Raw genomic sequence first — 16,152 nt, 5'->3', positions numbered from 1 at the left:
TTAAGATGTTTCTTAGATACAACTTAGATCTAACATATATCTAAAAAAAGTCTCAAATGGATATTATTGATATTTTTATATTACCATCACAATTGAAATTTAATAATTCTTTATTCGTATATTTTAGTACCTCTTGGAAAATAAGGGACAGGGAGGTGGATCGATGAAAGAAAGACTATTATTAGCTTTTTATGGTGATGACTTTACAGGATCTACAGACGCAATGGAAGCCCTATCTTCTAAGGGGTTGCGTACAGTTCTGTTTTTAGCAGTCCCAGATGAAAGGATGTTAAAACAATTTAACGATATTCAGTGTTTTGGTATAGCTGGGACAGCTAGGGCAAAAACGAAAAAAGAGATACAACATGAGATTACTCCAATTTACAAACAACTCCAAGAAATTAACCCTTACTTCATACATTACAAGACTTGTTCAACATTTGACTCCTCACCTGAGATTGGCAGTATTGGTTTTGCAATTGATTTGGCAAAAAAATTTTTTAAGAATCAACTTTATCCAGTATTGGCAGCAGCACCACAACTTGGGCGTTACACGGTTTTGGGTCAACATTTCGCAAGAATGGGAGAAACTGTTTACCGATTAGACCGACATCCAGTAATGTCTCAACACCCTATAACTCCAATGTTAGAATCTGATTTATCCTTACATTTATCAAAACAAACAGAAAGTACCATATCACCTATTACATTACTTGATATTCAACAGGGAGAGGCTAGAATATCTCAATTATTAACTGAATATTCCGAAAAATGTCGAGAGTTAGTCTTATTTGATTCACTACAAGACAAAGATATTTACACCATTGCCAATGTATTGTGGAACAGAAGAAAGAGAGAGGCACAATTCATAGTAGGCTCCTCAGGCGTTGAATATGCATTTGCAGGAATTTGGGGAGAGATGGGTTTGAGTAAGAAGCCAATCCAGAATAATGCTCACTATCCTGTTGATGAACTTTTAGTTGTTTCTGGAAGCGCATCAGAAATTACAAGTCAACAGATGAAAAGAGCCGTAGCTAACGGCTTCCATGCTGAGAAAATTCCCCACCAATTATTTTACGAAGATGATTATCCTTACGAATTTTTAAATAAAGTAAAGGCGCTTATGAAGGAAAAGAAAAGGGTGATTATCTATACAGCAGATGGCCCTACAGATAACTCTCTTAAAGAAACTCGTAACTATTTTGCGCAGCGGGGAATAGACAACAGTGAAGTTGGAAAGAAAATAGGAAAAGATTTAGGTAAATGGGTAAGAACTTTTTTAGAATCCTATCCACTTAAAAGATTAATAGTATCAGGTGGAGATACTTCCGGATTTGTAACAAAAGAATTAGATATATATGCATTAGAAAATATATCAAGTATCGCACCTGGAGCTCCACTGTGTCTCGCATATTCGGAAAATAGCATGTTCGATAGATTAGAAATTGCTTTAAAGGGTGGCCAGTTAGGGGGAATAGATTTCTATGAACGGGTAATGTCATGTTGAGGGGGGAAAATATTGAAAACAAAAACGGGATCAAACGTGCTGTTAAGGGAAGTAGCATATGAAAAGATAAAAGAAGGTATTTTAGAGGAAAAATATCCTCCGGGTTCCTTCCTATCAGAGAAAGAGTTAATTGAGGATTTGAAAATGAGTAAAACACCTATAAAGTCTGCCATTGTTAAACTCGAAGCAGAAGGGTTTGTAACAGTATCCTCGAAGAGAGGGATCGTAATAAATGATCTTACATTAGATGTGATAATGGATATTTATAACTTAAGGATTGCTCTTGAGGCCTTTAATTGTGAGCAAATAGCAAAGCGAAATAGTAATCATGCGTTTCAAGAATTAGAAAAGATAACAGAAGAAATGGAAGTTGCTGTTTCAGAATTGGATGTTAAGAGATTTGCGGAAAAGGATCGTACTTTTCATATGTTGTTAAGCAAGTTAGCTGGTAATAATGAAATTAACAAAATTTTAATGAATTATTATGATCAATTATTTCGAATTTCACTAAAACATTTAAATAAAGCTCCTGAACGAATGGTTAAGTTTTATGAGGATCACAAAAAAATACTTGAGCTACTTAAGAATCACGATAGCGGTAGTGCTGAGGCAATGAAATCTCATTTAGAAGATTCAAAAATATTGTTAATTCAATAAATAGTGATGGAGTGATATAGGTGAAGGCTGTAATGATTGATGACGTTGAGAGTGTATCCATTAAAGAGTTCGAAGTGCCTAATTTGAAAAGCCAAGAAGTGCTAATAAGAGTGAAAATGGCTGGGATTTGTGGATCAGATATACATACGTATAAAGGTCTTCACTCCTTTAGAAAACCTCCAGTTGTCATTGGACATGAGGTTTCAGGAAATATTGAAGCAATAGGAGAAGGTGTAACAGAATTTAATATCGGTGATAAGGTTACCGTCGTACCACAAAGTGGGTGTGGGAATTGCGAGTATTGCCAAAGGAAGCTGGAGAATTACTGTATTACGCGAGGGGCACCGGGTATAGGAGATTGGTTAGGTACAACCGCCGAATATTGCGTAGTCCCTGCATCTGCAATACTTAAGCTTCCCGATAGCATGGATCATAAAATCGGTGTTTTAACAGAACCGTTAGCAGTTGGATTCCATGCAGTTAAAAAAGCAGAAATAAAGGCCACTGATAGAATAATCATAATCGGAGCAGGGCCGATTGGATTGTTAACCCTTGCAGCAGCTATAGAACAAGGAGCAAAGGAGATTTTAATTACAGACGTACTCCAATACCCATTAGAAGTAGCCAATGAGCTAGGGGCAGCAGAATCACTAAATATATCCCAATCCTCGGACTGGAAAGAGGAAGCTATTAAAAAGATGGATGGTCACTTTGATAAGGTGTTAGTAACTGCAGGGGTAAGTAACATTCTTAATGACTCTATCCAGTTAGCTAAAAAAGGCGGAAAGATCGTTACTGTTGCCATGTTCCATGATGAACAGAAGATCGATATCGTTAACTTGCAAGGAACAGAGAAAGAAATTATCGGCTGTATGACATATAATCGGTCAGATTTTGATGACGCAATCAAGGCTTTAACAGATTTAAATATACCCATGGATAAAATCATTTCACATGTATTGCCTTATGAAGAAGCAAGCAAAGGTTTCAGAATAGTAGATAAAAAAGAAGAAAATTCAATTAAAGTCTTACTTACTTTTTAGAAGGGTGTTTTTCCCGAGGAGACTGAAGATGTTGCCCGCGGAACCAGAACGGTGACATGACGCCTGTAGCGACTCCAAGCCATATTATTTGCTTTAAAAACAAAGTTACTAAAGTGAGGGTTGATAGTGAATACACAAGAGAAAATAATGAGAGAACTTCAGAGGACAGGAAGTTTCATGATGGAAAAAGATTTAGCTTGGGGGACCGCAGGGAACATTAGTGCCAAAGTGAATGACGAACAATATCTTATTTCTGCGAGTGGTTCCTATTTAGGTTTATTACAGGATGATGATTTAGTTTTATGTCCGAAAAAGAAGTTCAATGGGAAGCGTCCATCAAAGGAAACACCCATGCATGAAGCTGTTTATTCAGAAAGAAAGGAAATAAAAGCAATTCTTCACGCTTCGCCATTCTACAGCACCGTAATAGCGTGTTCAAAGCTTGAAATTCCTTCAGATCTATTTGTTGAAACGATGTATTACTTAGAAAGGGTAACACGAGTTAGATATGAACACCCAGGAAGCTTAAAACTAGCTGAGGCAGTCAGGGAAAAAGCGAAGGATGCAAACATTTTACTTCTAGAAAACCACGGTGTTCTAGTTTATGACGTTAGTATTAAAGAAGCGTTGATGTCACTACAAACATTAGAATATGCAGCAAAAATGCTTATTACCACAATAGAAAAAGGTATTGAGATTAATAGACTACCAGGTCATGTAACAAAAGACTTCCTAAATAATGCTGGATATAAACAACGGCGGGAATGGAGTCTTTAAAGAATATTAGATTAAACGAAGCTAATTCTTCGTCTCATCCTTAAGGAAAGAACAATTATCGTTCTTTACTTATATAGTTACAAACTTACTTTAAATTTTGGAAGGAGGTATGATTAAGGTTTTTGTTAATCAAATAGTGGAATGGTAATATTTCCAATTTCTTTTAAACAAAGGGGGATGTAAAAGGATGAGTAAGCTTTTAAAACTGGGTATCTTACTATTGATTAGCTTGACTGTTCTGGCTGGATGTGGCGGAAGTGGAGGAAGTGGTGGCGAACAAACTGGCGGATCCAATGACAATGGGGGAAGTGAAGGGGAAGTAACGGAATTAACATTTTGGACATTTGTTGGTTTACACATTGAATTTTTTGAAGAAGGGGTAAGAAGTTGGAACGAAACATATCCAGACAGACAAATTAAATTAAATGCTGAGTCATTCCCTTATGATGAAATGCATAACAACCTACTACTAGCTTTACAATCAGGGGTTGGAGCACCAGATATAGTAGATATTGAAATTAACCGTTTCCCTAACTTTCTTCAAGGTGATATTCAATTAGAACCTTTAAACGACATTATTGAGCCTGTTGCAGAGGACTTTGTTCAGTCGAGGTTTGAAATTTATAGTAAGGACGGTCAATTCTATGGTGCACCTACACACGTTGGAGCTTCCGTAGCATTTTATAACACAGAAATATTTAATGCTGCTGGTGTAAGCCCTGATGATATTGATACATGGGATGATTTTGTAGAAATTGGAAAAGTAATAAAAGCTGAAACAGACACACCGATGACGGTTGCTTATACAAGTGGGTTTTGGAACTTCTACCCTATGATTAGCCAAAGGGGTTCTGATATTTTTGATAGTAATGGTGATGTAATACTAGATAACCAAGATAATATTGAAGTATTACAATTAATTCACGATATGGTATACGAGCATGAAATTTCTGTTCTTGCTCCTGGAGGAAACCATAACAATGAAGAGTTCTTTGCTTTCATGAATGGTGGAGGTGCTGCATCCTTAATAATGCCTTCTTGGTATGCGAGTCGTTTTGTAGAGCATATGCCTGACCAATCTGGAAACTTTGTTATGAAGCCTATGCCTAGATGGGAAGAAGGTGGATTCCGCTCTGCAGGAATGGGAGGAACAGGTACTGCAGTAACGAAACAATCAGAGCATATTGAACTTGCAAAAGAGTTCTTAGCACACGCTAAATTAACGGAAGAAGCTAACATCAATATCTGGAAAATCCTTGGATTCGATCCTCCAATGCATACGGTATGGGAGTCTCCAGAATTAAGAGAACCTAATAGATTTACAGAATACTTTGGTGACGGATTATTTGATATGTTACTAGAAATCAAAGATGAAATTAACCCGTTAAATATAACAAATAATACACCATTAGCAAGGGATTTAATTGAAACGAATGTATTACACAACACATTAAGAGAAAGAAGTCAAACTCCTGAGGAGGCATTGAAGCAAGCTGCTGATGAATTACGTAACCGTTAATAAATTGAAAGCATGAACTACAGCACAGGACAAACTTTTAGAGTTGTTGGCCCCTCACTTAATGGGGGCCTTCACCTCCTAGTTTTATTCATACCTACAGCCTAAAGGAGGTACAGTAATGAAACCAAATTCTCCTCCAAATTTGAATAGAAGTCCAAGCTCAAATTTGAAAATGAAAAGGAATGGAACGAAGTTAAAAAATATTTTTTACTCACAAAAAGTAGCCCCATACGTATTTGTATTACCATTCTTGCTCATTTTTACTGGATTTTACTTATACCCAGTCGTTTCAACTTTTATAATGAGCTTTCAACAAGTCTTACCAGGTCAAACAGAATTTATTGGATTGAGAAATTATGAAAGACTCTTTAATCCAACCTTCTTTCGAGCACTTTACAATACAACATTATATACGTTTTGGACCATTGTAATATTAATTCCATTACCACTGCTCTTGGCAATAATTTTAAATTCGAAGGTAACAAAATATAAAACTTTTTTTAGGGCATGTATTTTTATTCCGGCTCTTACATCTACCATTGTAGCTGGGGTAATCTTCCGATTGCTTTTTGCAGAATCGGAATCAGCCTTTGGTAACTCATTTATTATGTTCTTTGGATTTGATCCTGTTGCATGGAGACAAAATGCAGGAACACTTATGTTTCTTATGGTTGGATTGGCTGCTTGGAGATGGATGGGTGTAAATATGATTTATTTCTTAACAGGATTACAAAATATCCCTAAAGAAATGTACGAAGCCGCTGAAATTGATGGGGCCAACACTTTCAATAAGTTCAGACATATTACTCTTCCGTTTTTAAAGCCCGTAACTGTTTATGTATTAACCATTACGTTATTTGCTGGCTATAAAATGTTTGAAGAAGCGTATGTGTTTTGGGAAGTTAATTCACCGGGGAATATAGGATTAACTCTGGTAGGGTACTTATACAAAGAAGGTTTTCAATATAATCAATTAGGCTTCGGTTCTGCTGTTGGTGTAACACTATTAATTATTGTCGCAATATTAGGTTTAATCCAACTAAGGCTGACAGGTGTTTTCGGTGGAAAGGGGGATAATTAAAATGGCTAAACAACGTCGTGAGAAATGGTCGTCCATATTATTAGTAGTATTTTTGGTTATCCCTGCAGTAATTGCCGTTTTTCCATTGGCAGCATTGACATTAGCTTCACTTAAGCCTTCGACGGAACTAATGCGTTTTGGACTAAATATCTATCCTCAATTTGAACTATGGAGTTTAAACAACTACGCATATTTATTTACAGACGGGAGTATCTATTTCAGGTGGTTTAAGAACAGTATTATTATTTCTTTTTTCTCTACTATTCTAGCATTAACTTTTTCATCTATGGTCGGTTATAGTTTAGCAATGTATCGATTTAGGGGTCAGACAATCGTTTTGTTCCTAGTTTTATTAATAATGATGATTCCTTTTGAAATATTAATGCTTCCTTTATTTAGAATGATGATTGCCTTGGGAGCAGTTAATACCTATACGGGGGTAATTCTCCCTATGATTGTACATCCATTAACGATATTCTTTTTTAGGCAATTTGCTTTAGGGTTACCGAAAGATTTAATGGATGCAGCAAGGATCGATGGGTGTACAGAGTATGGAATCTTTTTTAAGATCATGGTGCCTTTAATGAAGCCAGCATACGGCGCAATGGGGATTTTATTAGCCTTATTTAGTTGGAATAACTTCTTATGGCCGTTAGTTGTACTACGAACTACAGATATGTTTACATTACCAATCGGTTTAGCTGGTTTACTCTCACCATATGGTAACAACTATGATGTTCTTATTGCTGGATCTGTTTTAACTGTATTACCAATTATTATTGTATTTATTTTTGCTCAAAAATACTTTATCTCCAGTCTTACAGCTGGTGCGGTGAAAGGATAGTTTTTGTGCAAGTTATAACCACAAAATTTTACTGAAACGGAGTGATTGTTGTCATGACATCGTTCATTAACATTAACAAAAGTGAAAAAAAAGAAGTGATAAGCAGACACATTTATGGACATTTTGCAGAGCACTTAGGCAGATGTGTTTATGAAGGGATTTGGGTAGGGGAGGATTCTCCGATCCCTAATACTCGGGGTATTCGCAATGATGTAGTTGAGGCTTTAAAGAAGCTAAATATTCCGAATTTACGCTGGCCTGGTGGGTGCTTCGCAGACGAATACCATTGGAAGGATGGCATTGGACCACGGGAATCACGTCCGAGTATCATCAATAATAACTGGGGAAAGGTAACGGAAAATAACCATTTCGGCACCCATGAATTTTTAGACTTGTGTGAGCAATTAGATACGGAGCCTTATATTTGCGGAAATGTTGGTAGTGGAACTGTTCAAGAAATGCAGGAATGGATTGAGTATATCACTCAAGAAGGTAAGTCTCCGATGGCTGATTTACGAAGAAAGAACGGCCGGGATAAGCCTTGGAAGCTTAAATATTTTGGAATAGGAAACGAAAACTGGGGATGTGGAGGGAAGATGAGAGTAGAATATTACGCTGATCTTTACCGACGATATCAAACCTTTGTAAGGGATTATACTGATACCCCAATTTACAAAATCGCTTGTGGTCCTAGTGAGGCAGATTACCACTGGACAGAAGTAATGATGCGTGAAGGTGTTAGCAGAACAGAACCTTATCCAGATAAGGTAGTAACGGATATTTGGGAGCATCATCGCCCAGAAATGGATGGCCTTGCCCTGCACTTCTATACTCGTAATCGTGCAAACTATGATTCTGCTACGGAATTTACAGAAGAAAAATGGTTTGATTACATGAAGCGAACCCTTGTGATGGAAGAATTGATTCAAAAGCATACTGCTATCATGGATAAGTATGATCCTGAGAAAAACGTAGACTTAATTGTGGATGAGTGGGGAACGTGGTTTAAAGTAGAACGCGGTACAAATCCAGGATTCCTATATCAACAAAATACATTACGTGATGCACTTGTGGCCGGTATCAACCTTAATATTTTCAATAATCACTGTGATCGTGTACACATGGCCAATGTTGCACAGATGGTAAATGTTTTACAAGCGGTAATATTAACAGAGGGTGAAAAGATGATTTTAACCCCAACCTATCATGTGTTTGAAATGTATAAGGTACACCAAGATGCAACGCTTCTTCCTGTAAGTGTAAGTACTGGCACCTATACATACGGAGAAGAAAGTGTACCGATGTTAAATGTATCAGCATCTCAAGACGATTCTGGAAAAGTTCATATTTCTATTTGTAACCTTGATCCTAATAAAGGAGAAAAGATTACTTGTAACTTAGATGAGATTACTGGTTCATCTAAAGCATCAGGTCGTATCTTGACTGCAGATGATATGACCGTTCATAACACTTTTGAAGCACCTGAAAATATTAAGCCCGATGTATTTAATGAATTCGAAGTAGAGGATGGAAAAATTACATTTACCATTCCGTCAAAATCAGTACTTGTTATTGAAATTCAATAAGCTTCATTAATATATTTTTGGAAACAGAGGGTTCTGTTTAATAGTAACAAAGAGTAAAAGGATCATGGATAAGACTCTCCTTAATTAAAATAAGGGAGAGTTTTATTTCTATCAATCTAGGAGGGATCATGTGATTTACCATCATTTGTTTCAGAATGCACCAAAAAAAGAAGTAAATGTTGCTGTCATTGGAACGGGACATTTTGGGAAAGCAATTGTAACTCAACAGCTTTATAATGAGTTTTTAAGTGTCAGAGTAATTATGGATATTGACACAGAAGCAGCTAGACAATCGTTTATTGATGCGGGAATTGATGAAGAATTAATTCATTATAGTAGAAGTGTTGAGGGAGCAAGGGTACTCTTTGATAAGGGAAAATACATTTATACTGATGAAATAGACGTTATTATGAATATTGACGCCATCGATGTTGTTTGCGAAGCTACAGGTGTACCAGAGGCAGGAGCAGTCAATGCAAAATTAGCCATAGAAAATAAAAAACATGTAGCGATGGTAAACAAAGAAACGGATTCAGCGATTGGTCCTATCCTTAAACAAATGGCCCAAGAAAATGGAGTGGTCTATACACCTGTAGACGGTGATCAACATGGACTTCTAGTTACTATGTATGAATGGGCAAAAGTGATTGGATTAACTGTTATTGCAGGAGGTAAAGCAAGGGACGGAGAATTTATATATAATGAGCAGAACCGAACTGTCACCATTGAAGCAGATGGCATTACTGTTCACGAAACGGCAACGATACAGGTGTCGGAAGAGGATGTAAAATATTTTGGGAAAATTCCAGATGGAAGGGCAAAGGAGTATGTAGCTAAACGTACAGAGATACTAAAAGGCCTACCTGGTGCAGGGGCATTTGACCTTTGTGAGTTAACGATTATGGCTAATTATACAAACCTTTCTCCTGATAAGACGGAGTTATTCAAAGCTCCTTTAAAAATAACGGAGTTACCTGTTGCCTATTGCAGTGAAGAAAATGAGGGGATTTTTAGTAAGGAAGGAATTATTGATGTAACTACTTGCTTTAGAAGAGAGGACGAAGCAGGTATGGGCGGAGGGGTTTTCCTTGTTGTCCGTTGTGATAATGCCTATTCCAACTATATCTTAACGACAAAAGGTCAAATTCCAAATTACGATCGATCAACAGCAGTCATTTACAGACCTTATCATTTATGTGGTGTAGAAACATCCACATCCATTGCAACAGCAGGACTTTTAAATATGGATACTGGTTCACTAGATTACCGTCCTCGCTATGATCTTGTAAAAAAGGCTGCAAGGGATATAAAAGCTGGAGAAGTATTAGGAAATGACCATGATTATTCTCTAGAGGCAATGATGGTTCCAGCGGTAACAATGGAAGACGAAAATCCTATACCGGGTCATATAATGAATGGAAATAAAGCGAAGGTAGATATAAAAGCAGGCGAATGGATTACTTACGCTATGGTGGAGAGACCAGAAAATTCTACGCTTTGGGAATTAAGAGAGCTACAGGATGAAAAGTTCTTAAGCTCTACAAAAGTAGAATCTAAATTATAGAGAGTTGGGAGCAATATGTTAGATGATATACTATCAAAGGTAAATCATTTAGGGGAATGGGTCGTTCGTTTAACATACTTAAATCTACTCTGGATATTGTTTAGCGTGTTAGGCTTAGTTATATTTGGGGTTTTTCCGGCCACATCTGCAATGTTTACTGTAATAAGGACTTGGTCTAAGAAAGATCAAGTACCTGTGTTCGATACGTTTCTCAAGGAGTATAAAAAAAGCTTTTTTAAAGTAAATATTTTAGCCGGCTTTCTATTAGTAATAGGGATATTTATTTATATTGATTTTATCTTTTTAGGAAGTATGGAAGGAACAGTCTTTACAGTACTTAACTACATTTTAATTGCTATTGCCTTTGTCTATATTTCTATCCTTTTCTATATTTTTCCTGTCTATGTTCACTATGATTTAAAGAATTTTGAATATATAAAGTATGCCTTTATTATGAGTATTTCCTATCCGCATCTTACGATCCTTATGCTCATAGGAAGCATTGTATTGATAGCTACCTTTATAACGTTCCCATTGTTGTTCGTTTTGTTTTTAGGGAGCTCTCACGCAGCCCTTATCATGTATATAAGTAATAGGGCTTTCCAAAAAGTAGAGAAGAAAGCACAAGCAGTCATATAGTACTAGGAGGAAGTCATATACGCCAATCAAGTTTTTTTCTAAATGAATATTTACCTGATAATATGAAGAGATTGAAGGTTACCGTCAAGGACCTTCAGTCTTTTTAAATTATCTGATATTTTAGTATAATAACAATTAACTTAATTGTCTTAAAAAATAGAGAGTAATAAATTCATAGGGGTGGTTCGTATGGCAGGGAACTTAAAGGATTCAATATTAACGATGGATGAGGCGGTACTTCCAGGGTATCAAGTTAAGGATTGGATGAATACCCCTTTTTTTCTAATGATAGAAAATCAAACAATGAAACATATATTAGAGCTAATGACGTATGGAAAGGTACAAGATTTAGTTGTCATCTCCCGTGATCATAAAGTTGTAGGATTACTATCTCAAGAAAGAGTCAACCAATTATTGCTCAGTGGAGTAAGTCTTGAGCATGAAATACAAGAAGAATGGATAGAAGTTACCGAGATAGCTTTCGTTGATGATTCTATTTTTGAAGTGTCATACGACTACAAAACAATCCCAGTAGTAAACAACGATCAGCAATTAGTAGGAGTAGTTCATGGAAGAGATATTGTCGATGCATATAGCTCTTACATGACAACATTCAAACATAATGCGGAAGTATTGGACGTTATTTTGGAAACCGCCTACGAAGGGATAGTTGTTGTAGATAAGAATGGACTTATTAAACAGATGAATAAAGCTTATCGTAGTTTTTTAGGTATCCAAACGGATGAAGAAGTGTTTGGAAAACCGGTAACTTCCGTTATTGAAAATACGAAATTACATACTACCGTAAAAACGGGGATTCCAGAAAAAGGAGAAGTACAAGTAATACAAGGGCAAAAAATGATTGTCCATCGGATTCCTATTTGGAGAGACAAAGAAGTTGTTGGGGCAATAGGAATGTTAATTTTTGAAGGAGTAACGGAATTATACCGGATATTAGAAAATGCCTCTAAAGTACAATCGCGTAATGAAGTACAACGGACAGACCGGCTTGATCACCATGATGTACAAGCTTCAACCGGTTACACTTTTGAAAAAATGGTCGGGGAAAGTCATGCATTAAATAATAGTAAAAGCATCGCACGAAAGGCTTCGAGAACGAAAGCGACAGTCCTTATAACTGGAGAAAGTGGTACAGGTAAAGAATTATTCGCTCAATCCATTCACAATTTAAGCGCAAGATGTAACGGGCCATTTATTAGTTTGAACTGTGCTGCGATTCCAGAAAATTTGTTAGAGGCTGAATTGTTTGGCTACGAAGATGGCGCTTTTACTGGAGCTAAAAAAGGGGGGAATCCAGGTAAGTTTGAGCTGGCAAATCAAGGGACGATTTTTTTAGATGAAATTGGCGATATGCCATTAGCAATGCAAGCAAAGATATTACGAGTGTTAGAGGAAGAGGAAATCGTCCCCGTCGGTGGGAATCATACAAAATCGTTAGATGTTCGTGTTATTGCAGCAACGAATTGTCATTTAATTGACAGAGTAAAATCAGGTGACTTCCGAGAAGATTTGTACTTTAGACTTAACGTTATTTTAATTGACTTGCCACCCCTGAAACGGCGAAGAGAGGATATTCCTTTATTACTTGATTTTTATTTGAAAGAATTAGCTAACAAATTTTATTTAGCACCGAAAGTGATTGATAAAGGTGCTGTGAAAGCATTGATGAACTACCATTGGCCTGGTAACATTCGTGAGTTAGTGAATGTAGTAGAGCAATTATTAACATTAGTGGATGGCGACACCATTTTATATGAGCATTTACCACTAAATATAAAACAGGCAGCTTACGATCGAACAGTGGAACAGGAAGATTCTACTTCTTTAATAAAAGAGCGAGGGAACCAAGAGAAAATGATGATTCGACGTGTATTAGCTGAAATGAATGGTAATAAGACGAAGGCAGCTAAGCGCTTAGGAATACATCGAACTACCCTCTATCAAAAAATAAGAAAGTACCAACTGTAAACATAGTGTAGCGCTATATGTGTAGGGTTTTAACTACAACTATAGCGCTACAGTGTATATATAAACCTACATTTCTCGCGATCTATTTTTAGACTTTTCTTTATTTTAGAGTCTGTTCAAAAAGGGGGTGTTTTTCCCCGTTTGAACAGACTTGATGCAATGAGCGGAGTCGCTGCAGTTCTTTAATGCTTACTAGGAGTGGGTTTCTCCTAGTAAGTGCGCAGTGAACGGAGCCATTGCAACACACTTTTTGAACACGCTCTTTTAGTGCAAATTTTAATGTTGGCATCGTTTTTGCAATGTAAATATAGTGAAAAAATAAAAGGGAGGTTGTGAGATTTATATGAATTTTTCCACAGTACATCTACCTAAAAGTATTTTTTACGGTGAAGGTAGTTTAGAGAAGGTTGGGGAAGAAGCTAAAAAGCTTGGGAGTAAAGCTTTAGTTGTAAGTGACAACATTATAAAAGAAGTAGGTTATTTAGAAAAATGCCACCACTATTTGGAACAAGCAGGAGTCAGCTATGTAGATTATTTAGAAATCGCTAGTGAACCGACAGACCACTATGTAACGGAAGCATTGAAAGTAACGAATGAAGAAGCGTGTGATGTGATCGTTGCTTTAGGCGGAGGAAGCTGCATTGATACGGCAAAAGCTGTAGCGGTATTAGCCACCAATGATGGAGAATTAAGTGAATATATGGGGGCAAAGAGGATAGCAGAAAATAAACCGTTACCTTTGTTGGCAGTTCCAACGACAGCTGGTACCGGATCTGAGGCAACAGATGTAACCGTTATCACTAACACAAAAAACGATGTCAAGATGATGATTAAGCAGCCGGCATTCATGCCTGAAATTGCTATCGTCGATCCCATATTAACGATATCTTCACCAAAAAGTATTACAGCAGCAACTGGGGTAGATGCTTTAACCCATGCATTAGAGGCTTACATATCGAGAAAAGCACATCCATTTACGGATCAGCTGGCCTTGTCTGCAATTAAATTGATTATGGAAAATCTATTAGAAGCATATAACAATGGTTCTAACGTAGAAGCCCGGGAGAAAATGATTTATGCTTCCATGTTAGGGGGCATTGCCTTTTCCAATTCAAGTGTATGCCTTGTTCATGGTATGTCGAGGCCAATTGGAGCGTTATTTCATGTTCCTCACGGTATATCCAATGCCATGCTTTTACCAACTGTGTTGGAATACTCGAAAGAAAGCTGTATCGATAGACTAGTAGAAATAGGGGAATATTTATCCCCAGGAGTGAAAGGGTTTCCAAAAGGAGAGGTTTCGGAAAATGTAGTTTCAGATATTGTAGAATTATGTGAAAAGCTAGGGATTCCTAATTTAAAATCTTGGGGGATTAATGAGGAACAGTTTGAACAAGTTCTTGAAAAAATGGCTGCAGATGCGATTGCTAGCGGAAGTCCTGGAAACAATCCCAAAATACCAACAGAAGAAGAAATTGTTGTTTTATACAAAAAAGCATTCGTATATGAGTATCCAGCAGTGAAACAAAGCTAGATTCATAGCGAAAGGGGGTGTATGTGACTTGTTAAGTTTTATAGGGTTATTTGGAGCATTGGCATTACTAATTATCTTAACCATGAGGGGTATTAACATTATCATTGCGGCACTTATTTCATCAGTGGTTCTCGCTCTGACTGGAGGATTAAATTTAAATACCGCCATGAGTGTGTATTACATGGATGGCTTTACAGGTTACTTTGCCTCCTGGTTCCTCATTTTTCTCTTAGGGGCAATTTTCGGTAAGGTGATGCAAGAAACGAGATCAGCAGAATCGATTGCTGATTTTGTAAAGCGTACAATGGGACCGCAATGGGCCGTATTCGCAGTGGTAGCAGCATGTGCGATCATGACGTATGGTGGAGTAAGTTTATTCGTTGTTGGATTTACGGTGTATCCTATTGCTGTTTCTTTATTTAGAAATGCTAATTATCCTCATAGGTTTATTCCAGCGGCGTTAGTTTTCGGGTCGATTTCCTTTACGATGACATCGCCAGGTTCACCGGAAATTCAGAATTTAATTCCGGCAGAGCACTTCGGTACAACACCGGCAGCTGGTGGCTGGGTTGGGGTGTTCACAGGTTTCTTTATCATGATTGTTGGGGGATTATGGTTAAGACACTTAGTAAGGAAAGCAGTGGCGAATGGAGAAAAATTTGAGCTGCCTCCTGCGAGTCCTTTTTTCAGTAAGTCAAAGGATGAAATTGCTGCGACAGTAGAAGAAGGGGCGGAAAGGGAATTACCACATCCATTCTTTGCTATCTTACCTTTATTAATTGTTATTGGTGTATTAAATGTATTAGCTTTTTATATGCCAACAAAAACAGCAGCCCTCATTGCATTGATTTTAGGAATTGCTGGTACATGGTTGTTTAACCTGAAATTTGTAACGGAATATTGGCATTCCATGGCGGTTGGAACACAAAATGCTTTAGTTGCGATTGCCAATACGTGTGCTGTAGTTGGTTTCGGAAGTGTTGCGGCACAAGTTTCATCCTTCCAGGTATTATTAGACAGACTCGTTAATATTCAAGGTCCTGAATTATTAGGGTTAGCTCTCGCTGTAACGATTATTTGTGGTCTTACAGGATCAGCCTCTGGTGGATTAGGTATCGCCCTTCCGCTACTTGCACCAATATATTTAGCAAAAGGTATTGATCCAGGCGCGATGCACCGTGTGTCTGCTTTAGGTTCCGGTGGTTTAGATTCGTTGCCGCATAACGGATATGTTGTTACGACGATTAGGGCTATTTGTGGGGAGACACATAAAAGAGCATACAAGCCGATTTTATTACTTAGCGTTTGCTTACCGCTTGTAGCGATGTTTATAGCTGTATTTTTGTATACGGTATTTTAAGTGATAGTAGGTAAAGAATCAAAAATTTATTAAGCAAAAAGGAGTTATTAAG

General features: G+C 37.2%; 13 protein-coding genes. All 13 read left to right on the top strand.

Annotated elements, in window-relative coordinates:
- The first annotated feature begins 163 nt into the window (after positions 1-163).
- Positions 164-1,507 (top strand): four-carbon acid sugar kinase family protein, encoded by a 1,344-nt coding sequence (locus J2S74_RS03080; RefSeq protein WP_307321694.1) that lies wholly within the window; start codon positions 164-166, stop codon positions 1,505-1,507.
- A 12-nt stretch (positions 1,508-1,519) separates the two neighbouring features.
- Positions 1,520-2,164 (top strand): GntR family transcriptional regulator, encoded by a 645-nt coding sequence (locus J2S74_RS03075; RefSeq protein WP_307321692.1) that lies wholly within the window; start codon positions 1,520-1,522, stop codon positions 2,162-2,164.
- 20 nt (positions 2,165-2,184) lie between these two features.
- The gene (locus J2S74_RS03070; RefSeq protein ID WP_307321689.1) at positions 2,185-3,207 is read left to right on the top strand and encodes a zinc-dependent alcohol dehydrogenase; all 1,023 of its coding nucleotides are present in this window, start codon (positions 2,185-2,187) and stop codon (positions 3,205-3,207) included.
- A 147-nt stretch (positions 3,208-3,354) separates the two neighbouring features.
- Positions 3,355-3,984 carry a class II aldolase/adducin family protein gene (locus J2S74_RS03065; RefSeq protein WP_307322292.1) on the top strand — a complete coding sequence of 210 codons (630 nt, stop codon included), beginning with the start codon at positions 3,355-3,357 and terminating at the stop codon, positions 3,982-3,984.
- 187 nt (positions 3,985-4,171) lie between these two features.
- Positions 4,172-5,503 (top strand): ABC transporter substrate-binding protein, encoded by a 1,332-nt coding sequence (locus J2S74_RS03060; RefSeq protein ID WP_307321686.1) that lies wholly within the window; start codon positions 4,172-4,174, stop codon positions 5,501-5,503.
- A gap of 118 nt (positions 5,504-5,621) precedes the next feature.
- Positions 5,622-6,584 (top strand): carbohydrate ABC transporter permease, encoded by a 963-nt coding sequence (locus tag J2S74_RS03055; protein WP_307321683.1) that lies wholly within the window; start codon positions 5,622-5,624, stop codon positions 6,582-6,584.
- Position 6,585: 1 nt separating this feature from the next.
- Entirely contained in the window at positions 6,586-7,428 is an 843-nt protein-coding gene (locus J2S74_RS03050) for a carbohydrate ABC transporter permease (RefSeq protein ID WP_307321680.1), read from the top strand.
- A gap of 53 nt (positions 7,429-7,481) precedes the next feature.
- A complete protein-coding gene (locus J2S74_RS03045; RefSeq protein WP_307321677.1) occupies positions 7,482-9,014 on the top strand; it encodes an alpha-N-arabinofuranosidase in 1,533 nt (510 codons plus the stop codon).
- Positions 9,015-9,144: 130 nt separating this feature from the next.
- Positions 9,145-10,578 (top strand): NAD(P)H-dependent oxidoreductase, encoded by a 1,434-nt coding sequence (locus tag J2S74_RS03040; RefSeq protein ID WP_307321675.1) that lies wholly within the window; start codon positions 9,145-9,147, stop codon positions 10,576-10,578.
- Between the two features lie 15 nt (positions 10,579-10,593).
- Complete coding sequence (locus J2S74_RS03035; RefSeq protein WP_307321672.1) at positions 10,594-11,217, top strand: YesL family protein; 624 nt, start codon at positions 10,594-10,596, stop codon at positions 11,215-11,217.
- A gap of 189 nt (positions 11,218-11,406) precedes the next feature.
- Entirely contained in the window at positions 11,407-13,206 is a 1,800-nt protein-coding gene (locus tag J2S74_RS03030; RefSeq protein WP_307321669.1) for a sigma-54-dependent Fis family transcriptional regulator, read from the top strand.
- A 343-nt stretch (positions 13,207-13,549) separates the two neighbouring features.
- Positions 13,550-14,740 carry an iron-containing alcohol dehydrogenase gene (locus tag J2S74_RS03025; RefSeq protein ID WP_307321666.1) on the top strand — a complete coding sequence of 397 codons (1,191 nt, stop codon included), beginning with the start codon at positions 13,550-13,552 and terminating at the stop codon, positions 14,738-14,740.
- A 28-nt stretch (positions 14,741-14,768) separates the two neighbouring features.
- Positions 14,769-16,100: a GntP family permease gene (locus J2S74_RS03020; protein WP_307321664.1), complete on the top strand. Its 1,332-nt coding sequence runs from the start codon at positions 14,769-14,771 to the stop codon at positions 16,098-16,100.
- Positions 16,101-16,152: the final 52 nt, after the last annotated feature.

This window comes from Evansella vedderi, assembly GCF_030813435.1.
In the GTDB taxonomy this organism is placed as follows: Bacteria; Bacillota; Bacilli; order Bacillales; family Salisediminibacteriaceae; genus Evansella; species Evansella vedderi.
This window is presented reverse-complemented; position numbering and strand designations above follow the sequence as displayed.